Below are 11,382 nucleotides of genomic sequence, written 5' to 3' on the forward strand. Positions count from 1 at the left end.
CAGCAACGGAAGGAGACTCTGATGGACACCGATGTCCCGGTCGGAGCGGTCCTGGTCGGATTGGATGGATCTGCCGAGAGCGCGCGTGCGCTCAGCTGGGCCGCCACGGAAGCGCAGCGACGGCAGTGGCCCCTGCACCTGATGCATGTCGTGGACGACATGGCCTGGGTGCGGCTGGTCGCGGGTCCGCAGGAGGCATACCCGAAGCAACCGGTCGTCCGGGATGCACTGGCGATGCTTCATGACTGGGATCCCGGCTTGGTCGTGACCTGGTCCGAGCATGCCGGTGACCCGGCGTCCTGGCTGGCGAAAGGTGCCGACGCAGCACGACTGACCGTGGTCGGATCCCAGGGTCGAGGGGCCGTGGCCGAAGCGGTCTTCGGATCGGTGACTACTCAGTTGATCGCTCGCACTCACTGCCCGGTCGCCGTGCTCCGCTCCGGCACACCCCTGCCCCGACCCGATGCCCCGGTCGTCGCCGGGATCGGATACGACAAGGACGAGGAAGCGGTCCTGGAGACTGCCTTCGAACAGGCCGCCAGCAGAGGGGTCGACGTGGTCGTCGTGCACGCCTGGCAAGTGGACGCCTCGACCGTTGTGGACCACATCGAGCTGCAGGGTCGGCCGGAGAAGGATGCCCAGCAGCACGAGGACGCACTGTTGAGCCGCACGGTCGCGGCAGCATCGCGCCGCCATCCAACGGTGGAGGTCACCACGTACGCGGCGCACGAGGGTGCCGCGCAGACGCTTGAGCGGCACTGCGCCAACGCTGCCCTCCTGGTGGTCGGCGCGCGTGGCCGTGGCGAGATCGGCGGTGCGGTCCTGGGATCGGTCAGCCAGCAAGTGGTCCGTGGTGCGACGTGCCCGGTGCTGGTGGTCCGTGGTGGCCGGACTGCCCTGGCTGCGCCCGAGCCAGAGTCGACCGCAAGGGCATCGTCGTGACTGCGCCATCCCTGCCCCAGGTGACCGACGACGGCCCGCCCGGCGGCGCCCCGATCCCGGCTCACGCGATCGTGGTCGGCCTGGAGAAGTCGCCCGACAGCATGGCAGCGCTGGCCTGGGCGGCCGCGGAAGCCGACGCCTCCTGCCGTCCGCTGCATCTGCTGCACGCCGTGCAGCCGGCCCTGTGGCCGGACTTGCCAGCGCCGACGGGATTCGAACCAACTCCCGCAGCGTGCGTCACCGATGCACACCGTGCCCTGGCCGACAGCTTCCCGCGCCTCCGCGTCTCGTGGAGCCAGCCCTACGGGGCGGCGCTGCCGGCGCTCGATTGGGCGTCGCGTTTCGCCACGGTCGTCGTCGTCGGCACGCGCGGGCGCGGCGCCATCCGCCAGGTCCTCACTGGCTCGACCGCCGTGCAACTGATCGCCGACGGGCACTGCCCGATCGCGATCGTGCACGGACCGACGCGGCCAGCTGACCGGCCCGGACCCGTGGTGCTCGGACTGGAAGGTCACCCCACTGACAGCGACGCGCTACGGGCTGCGTTCCGCGCCGCCGCCCAGCACCATCGTGCGCTCATCGCCGTCCACGCAACGGACTATGGGTTCGTGGAACGCGTTCGTATCGAGGAGATGGTGGCGACCGTGCAACGCAGCTACCCCGAGATCAGCGTGAGGGTCCAGGTCACGGGTGGTGACCCGGCCGAGTTGCTGATCACGCATGGTCACCGCGCATTCCTCCTTGTGCTGGGCGCCCGCGGTCGCCACGAGACGGCAGGTGCCGTCCTGGGCTCGGTCAGTCAGCGAGTCCTGCGGCGCACCGACTGCCCGGTCCTGGTCGTGCGAGCAGGCACACTGCGACGCTTCAGCGACCTGCGGGCGGCGGACGATGCGAGCGGTGAGCGTCTTGCCCGCTAACACCGTCCCGGTCACCTTGTCCTTCCACGGCGGCGTGGGCACGGTCACCGGTAGCGCCTTCCTGCTGCGCCGTGGCGGCCGAGAGCTCCTCGTCGACTGCGGCATGTATCAGGGCGAGCGGCGCTGGCGCGAGCGCAACTGGCAACCGTTGGGATTCGCCGCATCGGATCTCGACGGGGTCGTGCTGACACACGCGCATCTCGACCACTGCGGCCGGCTGCCGTTACTGACCCGCGCGGGTTACCGACAACCGGTCTGGTGTACGCCGGGGACCCAGCGCCTTGCGCCGCTCGTGCTTCGAGACAGCGCGCATCTGCAGGAGCACTACGCGCGGGCTGCGTTCACCGGCCACTTCAGCCGCCACCGGCAGCCCGCCCCGTTGTATCGGGCGTCGGAGGTGGAGGCCGCGATCAAGCTGCTCACGCCGGTCGATTACGGAGTTGCCCGAACGATCGCGGACGACATCACGGTCACCTTCAGTCGAGCCGGTCACATCCTCGGTGCCGCCTCCGCGCTGGTCGACCTGGGTGGCGAAACCGTACTGTTCTCAGGCGATCTCGGACGCACTGACCATCCCATCCTGCTGCCACGGCAACCACCGCCCGCCGCCCGCACCGTTGTCCTGGAATCGACCTACGGCGACCGGGCCCATCCACCGGCAACAGCGTCGCACGACGTGACGGCCCGTTCGGTGCGCGACACGATCCGGCGTGGCGGCTCGGTCCTCATCCCGGCCTTCGCACTGGACCGAACCGAGATCGTGCTCCGTACGCTCAGTGAGCTGACGCACGCCGGTGCCATCCCACGGGTGCCGGTGTATGTCGACAGCCCGATGGCGCTGGCGGCGTGGGAGATCTACCGCGACCCCCATCTGCGATCCGAGTTGCGCGCCGACCTGCCACGGCAGATCGCCGGTGACCTCGACCTGCGGCTGGCACCCACCGCAGAGGAGTCGATGGCACTGAACATGCCACCCGAGCCTTCGATCGTGGTGTCCGCATCCGGCATGGCGAGCGGCGGTCGCGTGGTCCACCACCTGATGAGCATGCTGCCGCACCCCCGCCATACGGTGCTGCTCACCGGCTACCAGGCCACCGGGACACCCGGGCGCCTGCTCGCCGAGGGTGCGACCGAACTCAAGCTCTACGGTCGATACCTCCCGGTCCGGGCCACCATCGTCACCGACGAGGGATTCTCCGTACACGCCGACGCCGACGAGCTGCTCGCGTGGCTGCAGCAGTTGCCTTCACCGCCCGAAGTGGTCTACCTGGTGCACGGCGAGGAGCAGTCACGGCAGACGCTCGCCCGGACGATCCGTCAGGCGACCGGTTGGTGCGTGGTCACGCCCGCACTCGGCGAGACGGTCAGCCTCGGTGGCTGAGCGAACGGGTCACTCCTCGTGCTGCCGCACGTTCACCTGGCCACCACGGACCTGGATCCGGCGACCGGTGACCGTGTCCGGCTCGATGCGCAGGAAACTGGGTTTTGGTCCGTCCTGCCACGGGAAGATCGGCAGTTGCAATGCGTCGACCACGTCGTGCAGCCGCTCGACGGACCTGGCGACGCCCTTGATCACCACACTCCATGCCTGCGCGCGACCGACGTCATACCCATCGACCTCGAACGCGACGCGCTGATGATCGGCCGCGGTCAGTTTGGTGCCGCGGCCGGTCCGCAGCACGATCGATCCCTGGTCGACCAGGTGGTTCACCGGGAAGATGTCCGGGTGACCGTCGAGGGTCACCGCAAGACGTCCGACAGGCACCGAGCGCACCAGCGCCCAGCACTCCGAGACCGACAGTTCCTGAGTGTCTGCAAAGCTGCTCGTGGTGTTCATGAGACCGAGGGTGCAGCGCGGGTCAGGGCTCGCACAGGGTCATTGGTCCCGGTCTCGACGATCATCGGTGTGGGTGGCTGCGAAGACTGCGGCCTGGGTCCGCCGTTCCATACCGAGCTTGGCCAGCAAGGACGTGACGTAGTTCTTCACGGTCTTCTCCGCCAGGTGGAGCGCGTCGGCGATCTGCCTGTTGGTCATGCCTGCCGCGATGTGGTCCAGGATGCGGCGCTCCTGAGGGGTGAGCTCGGTCAGTCTTGGATCGGCGGGGTCGGGCTGCTGCCAGGACGCACGCAACCGGTCGACCTCGTCCTCGCGCAACAGATTCTCACCGGCTGCGACCGAGCGCACCGCGTCGGCCAGGCTCGGCCCCTTGATGTCCTTGAGCAGATAACCGGCGGCGCCGGCGAGCACCGCGGCTTGCAGGGCGCGCGCGTCGTTGTATGACGTGAACATGATTGCCCTCATGCTGGGCAACGCGGACCGGGCATCCCGGCAGACGTCGATGCCCGAACCATCCGGCAGCCGGACATCGAGCAGTGCCACATCGGGCCGGCTGAGAACGATCTCGCGCAGCGCGTCGGTGGCGGATCCTGCCTCGCCGACGACGTCGAAATCAGGCTCGATCGTCAACAGGTCCCGGATACCCCGCCGCACCACCTCGTGGTCATCCAGCAGGAAGATCTTGGTCGTCATCGGCTGAGCGCCTCCTTGACCGGTTCGGTGAGTGGGATCTGCCAGCGCAGTTCGGTGCCGGTCGGGGTCACCGGGTGGATGTTCAAGGAACCTCCGCGGACCTGTGCCCGGTCGGCGAGGTTGTCCAACCCGCTGCGACGACTGCCGGCCGCGATCCCGTGTCCGTCGTCCCTCACGGTGACGGTGAGTTCGGGCCCGCATTGGATCGACACCGACGCATGGTCGGCGGCAGCATGGCGAGCGATGTTCGACAATCCCTCACGGACCACCGCAAGGACGTCGGCGGCGATCTCCGGCGGCAACTGATCGATCGGGCCGTGCATCGCGATGTCGGGGCGGAAGCCGAGCGCCTCCGACAGGTCGATGACCACGCCTTCCACAGCCTGCGATGCCGTCGCCGCGGCGACGTCGTGCAACTCGAAGATCGCGTGCCGGATGTCCTTGATGGCCAGGTCCAGGTCGTCGACGGCGTCGTTGACGCGCGCACGGACCGTCGGATGAGTCGCCAGATGACTCGCCGCTTGCAGCGACAGCCCGGTGGCGAACAGTCGCTGGATGACGTGGTCGTGCATGTCGCGGGCGATGCGGTCCCGATCCTCGAGCAGGGTCAGCCTTGACCGGTCGTGTTGTGCTCGGGATGCAGTGAGTGCGAGGCCGGTCTGGGTGGCGAGGGCCGAAAGCAACTCCAGCATCTCGGTTGCCGTGGAGGAACTGTCCTTGTTCCACACCATGACGAGCACGCCGACATCGTTGGTGCCCACAACCACCGGAAGCACGGCCACCTCGCCGTGCCCGTCGCCCAGCACGGAGGTGAGCTCGGTCAAGAGCTCGTCGTCGGAAGCGGCCTCGACGTCACGCAGCAGCACGGGCTCCCCCGACTGTACGAGGCTGCGCCAGCCGGGCGCGGTCAGCAGGATGTCGCTCGCGTCGCCGTCGTGTCCCGGATCGCCGGTGACGACGTGCAATCTACCTATCTCGTCGTGCAATGCCACGAAGCCGTTCCGGGCATACGAGTGCTCCACCGCGGCTCCCACGAGGAAGCGCATCGTGTCCGACTCGGCGGAGCCTTCCAGGAGTCGCTGGCTCAGTTCGCTGCTGGTCTCCACCCAGGCACGCTGGCGGCGGGTTCGTTCGTACAGCCGCGCGTTGTCGATCGCTATCCCGGCGGCGGCCGCGAGGGCGACCAGGATCGACTGGTCGTCGGCGGTGAACTCCTCGTGGTTGGCCTTCTCGGTGAGGTAGATGTTGCCGAAGACCTCGTCGCGGATCCGGACGGGAGCGCCGAGGAAGGTGTGCATGGGTGGGTGGTGCGGCGGAAAGCCGTAGCTCGCCGGGTGCGTCGACAGGTCGGCCAGCCGCAGCGGGTGCGGCTCGCGGATCAGCAGGCCGAGCACGCCCTTGCCGTGCGGCAGGTCGCCGATCGCGGCGTGCTCCTCCGGTGTGAGTCCGCGCGTCACGAACTCGACGAGATGCTCTCGATCCCGATCCAGCACCCCGAGCGCGCCGAAGTGCGCATCCACCAATTCACAGGCTGCTCTCACGATGCGGGAGAGGACGTCCTCGAGGTCGAGGTCCGCGGTGACCGCCACGACTGCGTCCAGCAGGTGGGCGAGTCGTTCGTTCGACTTCGTAGAGGCCTCGGCTCGCGCGCGCAGCTCGCCGATCAGGTCGTCGAGGTCGAGTGCAGCGGACGTCACCAAGGGGCGGGTCCCGCTGGAGCTGTCGTGCGGGCTTGGCATACGACACACCGTAGAACGAGATTGCCGGTCCCCGCACCGGTGTCGGGACCTTTGGCCCTCGATCACTCGGTCTGTCGTCGCGGACAGTGGTGTTGTCAGCACCGACTGTGGTCGCCCAGGGCGACTGTGGCATGCAAAGGAGTTCACCATGACCAGCCAAGTCCCCACGAATGCGATCGTCGTCGGCGTCGACGGATCCGCGCAGGGCTGGAACGCCTTGCGGTGGGCTGCCGATCGCGCGGACCGATCCGGCCGACCGCTGCACATCATGCACGCGGTGGGTGCGCACATGTCGATCTACGACCTGGCACCGAATCGTGAGCCGATGGACAACGTCACCGACGAAGCCGTCGGCGTCGTGGCCCGGCACCATCCGAACCTTCCGGTGACCTGGTCTCAGCCGGGTGATGCGCCGGCCGCCGCCCTCGTCGAGGTCTCGTCGGTCGCCGCGGAGATTGTCCTGGGCACCAAGGGTATGGGCGCCGTGCGTGGAGCGGTGCTGGGCTCGGTGACCACCCAGGTGTCCGCCGCGGCGCACTGTCCTGTACTGGTTGTTCGGGACGTTGCCAAGGAACGCGCGGCCAGGGGGCCGGTCGTCGTCGGAGTCGATCCGCGACCGGACGGGGTGGCCGCGCTCGACTTCGCGTTCGCCGAAGCAGCCCGCATGAAGGTGCCGCTCGTCGCAATCCTGTGCTGGCAACTGGACCGGTGGGACTTCGCCAGTGGCATCCCGATGCCGGGCGGCGACCTGAAAGCTACGCGGCAGTATCACCGGGAGCAGCTGCAGCAGGTTCTCACCGGACCCGCCGAACAACACCCGGGTGTCAAGGTGGTCATGCGCGTCGAGTGCGCACCTACCGCCGCAACTCTCGTCGAGGCCAGTCATAACGCCTCGCTGCTCGTCGTCGGCACCCGAGGACACCACGAGCTTGTAGGGCTGGTGCTGGGTTCGGTCAGTCAGAGCGTCATACGGCACGCGACCTGTCCAGTGGCGGTCGTGACGCACGCGGTCATCGACCACGCGGCGACCAGCGCCAAGTCCCACACCCCCGTGTGAACCCTGGGAGACGCACGCCATGACGACCTACCTGGTGGTCGCGGGCGTCGTCCTCGGCGTGAATCTGCTTCCCGCCTTCGGACCGCCCACGTGGGCGGTCCTCGTGCTCTTCTACCTACGCAACGATCTGAACGAGGTCGCACTCGTCCTCACGGGCGCAGGGGCAGCCGCCGCCGGACGGCTCACTCTGGCGCACACCGTGCGCCGCCTCCGCCAGTACCTTCCTGCCAGGCAGCGCGACAACCTCAATGCGGCAGGGTCGGTCCTGCTGCGCCGGCGATCCGGCTCCATCGTGGCGCTGGTCCTGTTCGTCCTCTCCCCCATTCCGTCGGCGCAACTCTTCGAGGCAGCCGGACTGATGCGAGTACCACTCGGCAGGCTGACCGCCGCCTTCTTCGCCGGACGACTGATCAGTTACAGCCTCTATCTCGGCGGAGCACACGCCTTCCGGCGTACCAGCGCTGCGGACGTGATGATGTCGTCCCTGACCTCGCCATACGGCGTGCTGCTCGAGGTCGCACTCATCGCGTGTCTCGTCGCACTCGCCCAGATCGACTGGGGCCACCTGCGAATCCCCCACGGAACTCGGGACTTTCGTCTCTGCCACCGACAATTCGGCGGAGCGACGCTGAAGGTGTCAGCAAGACCCGTCACGACGGGCGAACCGGAGGAGAACCTCATGAAACTTTCCGTGCACACTCACAATCGCCAGACCGCTGCGCCCCGTGTCCGCGTCCACAACGAGTCGGCACCCACCGCGCCCCCGGCATCCCGGGCCCGCAACTATCTCTTCGCGGGACTACGGCTCTGCCTTGGCTGGGTCTTCCTGTGGGCCTTCCTGGACAAGGCGTTCGGGCTCGGCCACGACACCACCAGCAAGCAGGCATGGGTCAACGGTGGCAGCCCGACGTACGGGTTCCTGCACTTTTCGGCAGCCGGGCCATTCGCGGGGTTCTACCGGGACATCGCCGGGCAGGGCTGGGCGGATTGGCTCTTCATGCTGGGCTTGCTCGGGATCGGGATCGGCCTGTGCGCCGGCATCGCCATGCGCCTTTCCGCCGTGGCTGCGGCGATCATGCTCGTGCTGATGTGGTCCGTCGTCCTGCCCCCGGCCAACAACCCCTTCATGGACGACCACCTGATCTATGCGATCGCTGTGCTGGCACTTCCCCTCCTGCAGGCGGACCGCACGCTGGGGCTGGGCCGCTGGTGGACGCAAACGTCCGTCGTCCGCCGCTTTCCCATTCTCTCCTGACCGGACTCGCGTACCCTCAGAGCTCGAAACTGCCGGAAATCTGGGGAATTGCAGGCATCGAGCTGGTCGAGTAAACGGACAAATCTCCCTCCAGACACTCGCGTTGCTATCCCCCTGTGTCTCGCAGTTTACGGTGAGACACAGCGGGTTTTGCATGTTGCCGGCCGCCGATGGTGGCTTGGTTGCGGGTCTTCCAGTGCGTGGGTGCTAGAGGTTCCTGTGGGTTGTGATCGGTGCCAGGGTGGTTGCTTCGCTGCCGTTCAGTCCGGTGATTCGTGCTGTGTCGACTGTGACGTCGACCGCCGGGTCCGGGGTGTGGTGGTAGATCAGGCGGAGGCCGACGTCGTGGTAGAGATTCCAGCGGTGGGGGCGTTGATTCGGCGAGGGCATCCACGGTCGCCTTGAGCTTGCTTGCCAGCGCCACGGGGTCCATTTTGAGGCGTGGTCTGGCTCGTAGGACTTCCAGCTGGTGAGCGACGTTCTCGCGTTCGGCACGGCAGTTTCTGATGGCGGTGGCGAGTTCGGGGAGGTCGGTCCCCGGCTGGGCCGCGAGGCCGACGAGGCAAGCCATCTGCCCGTCGAGCGCTCTCAGCTCTCGGCGGAACGCATCGGCTTGCGCGGCCACGACCGCACCTCCGTCTGGCAGGTCGGCGAAGGTTGCCGGCACGGCGAGGGCGGTGAGCCATTGGTCGGTCAGTGGCAGCAGCGCCGCCTGCCGGACGGTCAGGACGTTCGAGTGGTCCGGAAAGGCATCCGGCGGCAGGGATCGTTGTTTCCGCAGCTTACAGCGTTAGATGTAGCGTTCCGCGGCGCCCGCGCTGCGGGGTGGTGTAGATCCGGTGCATCCGGTGCCCGCAGGCGCCGCATTCGATCAGTCCGCGCAGCGGCTAGATCCGGCCGGAGCAGTCGGGCGTAGCACCTGGTTGTTGGACTTGCCGTCGCGCAATCGGGCCTGGGCCTTCGCCAGGATCTGAGTGTCGACGAGTGCGGGATGGGTCTGATGGTCAAAGCGGATCCATGTGTCTTCGTCGTTCCAGCGCATCCTGGCCTGATGGCCAGCGGCGACGTCCCCAAGGCCGATCAGAACGTCTTGCAGGTGTTGCTTGCCCCAGCCGATCGTGTCGCGGTGCCGATTGCGCTCTGGGTCGTACGCTGCCGGGCTCGGGATCCCTTCACGGGCAAGGGAGTCGGCGATCGTGCGCAGTCCGTGGCCGGCTGCGTACATCGCGAAGATCCGCTCCACGACCGGCGCAGTGAACGGGTCGGCCTCCAAGCGGTGCAGTCGCTTGCCATCCACGGCTGTGGCCGGATGGGGGTGGGGGCCGGCATCGACCAGCGATACCCCGTACGGTGGCGGGCCGCCCAGAAACCGGTCCGTCTGTGTTGCTACGCCCGATCCAGTTGCCAGCCGCGTGACACTTCCGGGTCCCGGTTGTCCTCGGTGCTGACCTGTCCGAGGAACGCGAAAGGGGTCACCACTCCCCCATCCTCACGTGACTTCGAGGCTGGCGTCGTGACATCTCCTGCATCCTCACTGATGCGCATGCCCTTATGGTGCGCATGCCCTTATGGTGCGACGCCACACCCGACGCCGAATCGGTCACGGGTGTGCTAAGGCGCTCCTTCTGCATGGCCCAGAACTTCGATGTCTTCGACTTCGAGCTCACCTATCAAGAGTTGCACCCATCGACGCTCTCGACATCGGCGTGCCCGGTGGTCCGAAAGGAAGGACATCACGCTTCGGGCGCTACGTCCCCGACGCCTGATCTCTGCTGCTGGCGCGCCTCCGTCAGCCCGCGGGCAATTCCTTCTCCGACAGGCGCAGGACACGCCACGCGATGACGGCGAGCAGCCAGGTCGCGAGGAAGACGCCGACGATGACGAATCCGACGCCGTCCAGGTCGATCGAGCCGATCGCGGCCACCGGACCGTTGGTCCACGAGAAGCGGTCGGAGAGCACCGAGCACAACTCGATGGTGCCGATCACGAGGGCCACGAAGACCGACAGCCAGGTCACGGTCGCGTTGTAGTAGAGCCGACGCAGCGGCTTGGCGAACGCCCATCGGTACGCCTTCGCCATGAAGACCCCGTCGGCGGCGTCCAGCAGGCTCATCCCCGCCGCGAACAGCACCGGCAGGGTCAGGATGGCGTACCACGGCAGGGAGAACGCCGCGGCGCCGCCGGCCAGCACCAGCAGGCTGACCTCGGTGGCGGTGTCGAAACCGAGCCCGAAGAGGAAGCCGATGGGGTACATGTTCCACGGCTTGGTCACCGACTTGGTCAGGCCGCCGAGGATCCGGTTGACGAACCCCCGGGAGTTGAGGTGCTGCTCGAGCGCCGCCTCGTCGAAATCGCCCTCACGGGCACGGCGCCATACGCGGATGATGCCGATGAACGCGATCAGGTTGAGGACACCGATGATCCACAGGAAGGTGCCGGAGACCGTCACCCCGATCACGCCGGTCACGTCGTGCAGCGTCGAGTTGTCGTTCTCGACCGACCCCGCGAGGGTCTTCAGCCCGACCGCCAGCAGGAAACACAGTCCGAAGACGACGCTGGAGTGTCCGAGGGAGAACCAGAAACCGACCGACATCGGCCGTTTGCCGTCCGAGAGCAGCTTGCGGGTGGTGTTGTCGATCGCCGCGATGTGATCGGCGTCGAACGCATGCCGCATGCCGAGTGTGTATGCCGTGACCCCCAGCCCGACACCGAAGACCTGCGCATGGCCGGCGTCCGTGCCGAGCGCGAAGTGCTGCGGCGCCACCAAGAAGATCAGCGAGCCCCAACCGAAGACGTGCAACGCGAGCACCGCCAGCGACATACCGAGGACCGAACGGCGTTCCGCCGGACTGAAATCGGCGACGAACTCGCGGACACGGTCAAGCTTCGACGCCGAGGCTGTGGTGATCGTTGCCATGATCCGCCGAGCATATCCGCCGAGC

Annotated in this window: 11 protein-coding genes; 5 read left to right on the forward strand and 6 right to left on the reverse strand. The window is 67.5% G+C overall.

What is annotated here, in order from left to right; genetic code table 11:
* Window positions 1-21: 21 nt before the first annotated feature.
* Genes ACZ50J_RS12175 through ACZ50J_RS12185 form a run of 3 tightly spaced genes read left to right on the forward strand, consistent with a single transcriptional unit; the run spans window position 22 to window position 3,240 of the window.
* On the forward strand, window positions 22-942 hold the full coding sequence (locus tag ACZ50J_RS12175; RefSeq protein ID WP_464297428.1) for a universal stress protein: 921 nt from the start codon (window positions 22-24) through the stop codon (window positions 940-942).
* Window positions 939-1,859, forward strand: coding sequence for a universal stress protein (locus ACZ50J_RS12180; RefSeq protein WP_464297429.1), 921 nt, complete (start codon window positions 939-941; stop codon window positions 1,857-1,859). The genes ACZ50J_RS12175 and ACZ50J_RS12180 overlap by 4 nt, the downstream gene beginning before the upstream one ends.
* Window positions 1,840-3,240 carry an MBL fold metallo-hydrolase gene (locus ACZ50J_RS12185; protein WP_464297430.1) on the forward strand — a complete coding sequence of 467 codons (1,401 nt, stop codon included), beginning with the start codon at window positions 1,840-1,842 and terminating at the stop codon, window positions 3,238-3,240. Before ACZ50J_RS12180 ends, ACZ50J_RS12185 begins: the two co-directional genes overlap by 20 nt.
* A 9-nt stretch (window positions 3,241-3,249) precedes the next feature.
* Here the strand turns inward: ACZ50J_RS12185 and ACZ50J_RS12190 are convergent, their stop codons facing one another.
* From ACZ50J_RS12190 to ACZ50J_RS12200, 3 genes are read right to left on the reverse strand one after another with little or no spacing between them, the layout of a single operon-like run.
* Window positions 3,250-3,696, reverse strand: coding sequence for a pyridoxamine 5'-phosphate oxidase family protein (locus ACZ50J_RS12190; protein ID WP_464297431.1), 447 nt, complete (start codon window positions 3,694-3,696; stop codon window positions 3,250-3,252).
* Window positions 3,697-3,735: 39 nt separating this feature from the next.
* The gene (locus tag ACZ50J_RS12195) at window positions 3,736-4,389 is read right to left on the reverse strand and encodes a response regulator (RefSeq protein ID WP_464297432.1); all 654 of its coding nucleotides are present in this window, start codon (window positions 4,387-4,389) and stop codon (window positions 3,736-3,738) included.
* Window positions 4,386-6,128: a sensor histidine kinase gene (locus ACZ50J_RS12200; RefSeq protein ID WP_464297433.1), complete on the reverse strand. Its 1,743-nt coding sequence runs from the start codon at window positions 6,126-6,128 to the stop codon at window positions 4,386-4,388. Before ACZ50J_RS12200 ends, ACZ50J_RS12195 begins: the two co-directional genes overlap by 4 nt.
* Before the next feature lie 148 nt (window positions 6,129-6,276).
* On the opposite strand from ACZ50J_RS12200, the gene ACZ50J_RS12205 reads away from it, so the two are divergent.
* Window positions 6,277-7,185, forward strand: a complete 909-nt coding sequence (locus tag ACZ50J_RS12205; RefSeq protein WP_464297434.1) for a universal stress protein — start codon at window positions 6,277-6,279, stop codon at window positions 7,183-7,185.
* A gap of 19 nt (window positions 7,186-7,204) precedes the next feature.
* On the forward strand, window positions 7,205-8,440 hold the full coding sequence (locus ACZ50J_RS12210; protein ID WP_464297435.1) for a hypothetical protein: 1,236 nt from the start codon (window positions 7,205-7,207) through the stop codon (window positions 8,438-8,440).
* 782 nt (window positions 8,441-9,222) lie between these two features.
* On the opposite strand, the gene ACZ50J_RS12215 is transcribed toward ACZ50J_RS12210, so the two are convergent.
* From ACZ50J_RS12215 to nicT, 3 genes are all read right to left on the reverse strand, one after another.
* Window positions 9,223-9,324, reverse strand: a complete 102-nt coding sequence (locus tag ACZ50J_RS12215; protein WP_464301348.1) for a hypothetical protein — start codon at window positions 9,322-9,324, stop codon at window positions 9,223-9,225.
* Window positions 9,312-9,713: a recombinase family protein gene (locus tag ACZ50J_RS12220; RefSeq protein WP_464297436.1), complete on the reverse strand. Its 402-nt coding sequence runs from the start codon at window positions 9,711-9,713 to the stop codon at window positions 9,312-9,314. Before ACZ50J_RS12220 ends, ACZ50J_RS12215 begins: the two co-directional genes overlap by 13 nt.
* Window positions 9,714-10,229: 516 nt before the next feature.
* The gene (nicT, locus tag ACZ50J_RS12225) at window positions 10,230-11,357 is read right to left on the reverse strand and encodes a Nickel transporter NicT (RefSeq protein WP_464297437.1); all 1,128 of its coding nucleotides are present in this window, start codon (window positions 11,355-11,357) and stop codon (window positions 10,230-10,232) included.
* Between the last annotated feature and the right edge of the window lie 25 nt (window positions 11,358-11,382).

Source organism: Flexivirga sp. G2 (genome assembly GCF_055397625.1).

Coding starts and splice junctions, on each gene's coding strand:
- ACZ50J_RS12175 (WP_464297428.1), top strand. CDS start 22: ATGGACACCGATGTCCCGGTCGGAGCGGTCCTGGTCGGATTGGATGGA.
- ACZ50J_RS12190 (WP_464297431.1), bottom strand. CDS start 3,696: ATGAACACCACGAGCAGCTTTGCAGACACTCAGGAACTGTCGGTCTCG.
- ACZ50J_RS12195 (WP_464297432.1), bottom strand. CDS start 4,389: ATGACGACCAAGATCTTCCTGCTGGATGACCACGAGGTGGTGCGGCGG.
- ACZ50J_RS12200 (WP_464297433.1), bottom strand. CDS start 6,128: ATGCCAAGCCCGCACGACAGCTCCAGCGGGACCCGCCCCTTGGTGACG.
- ACZ50J_RS12205 (WP_464297434.1), top strand. CDS start 6,277: ATGACCAGCCAAGTCCCCACGAATGCGATCGTCGTCGGCGTCGACGGA.
- ACZ50J_RS12210 (WP_464297435.1), top strand. CDS start 7,205: ATGACGACCTACCTGGTGGTCGCGGGCGTCGTCCTCGGCGTGAATCTG.
- nicT (WP_464297437.1), bottom strand. CDS start 11,357: ATGGCAACGATCACCACAGCCTCGGCGTCGAAGCTTGACCGTGTCCGC.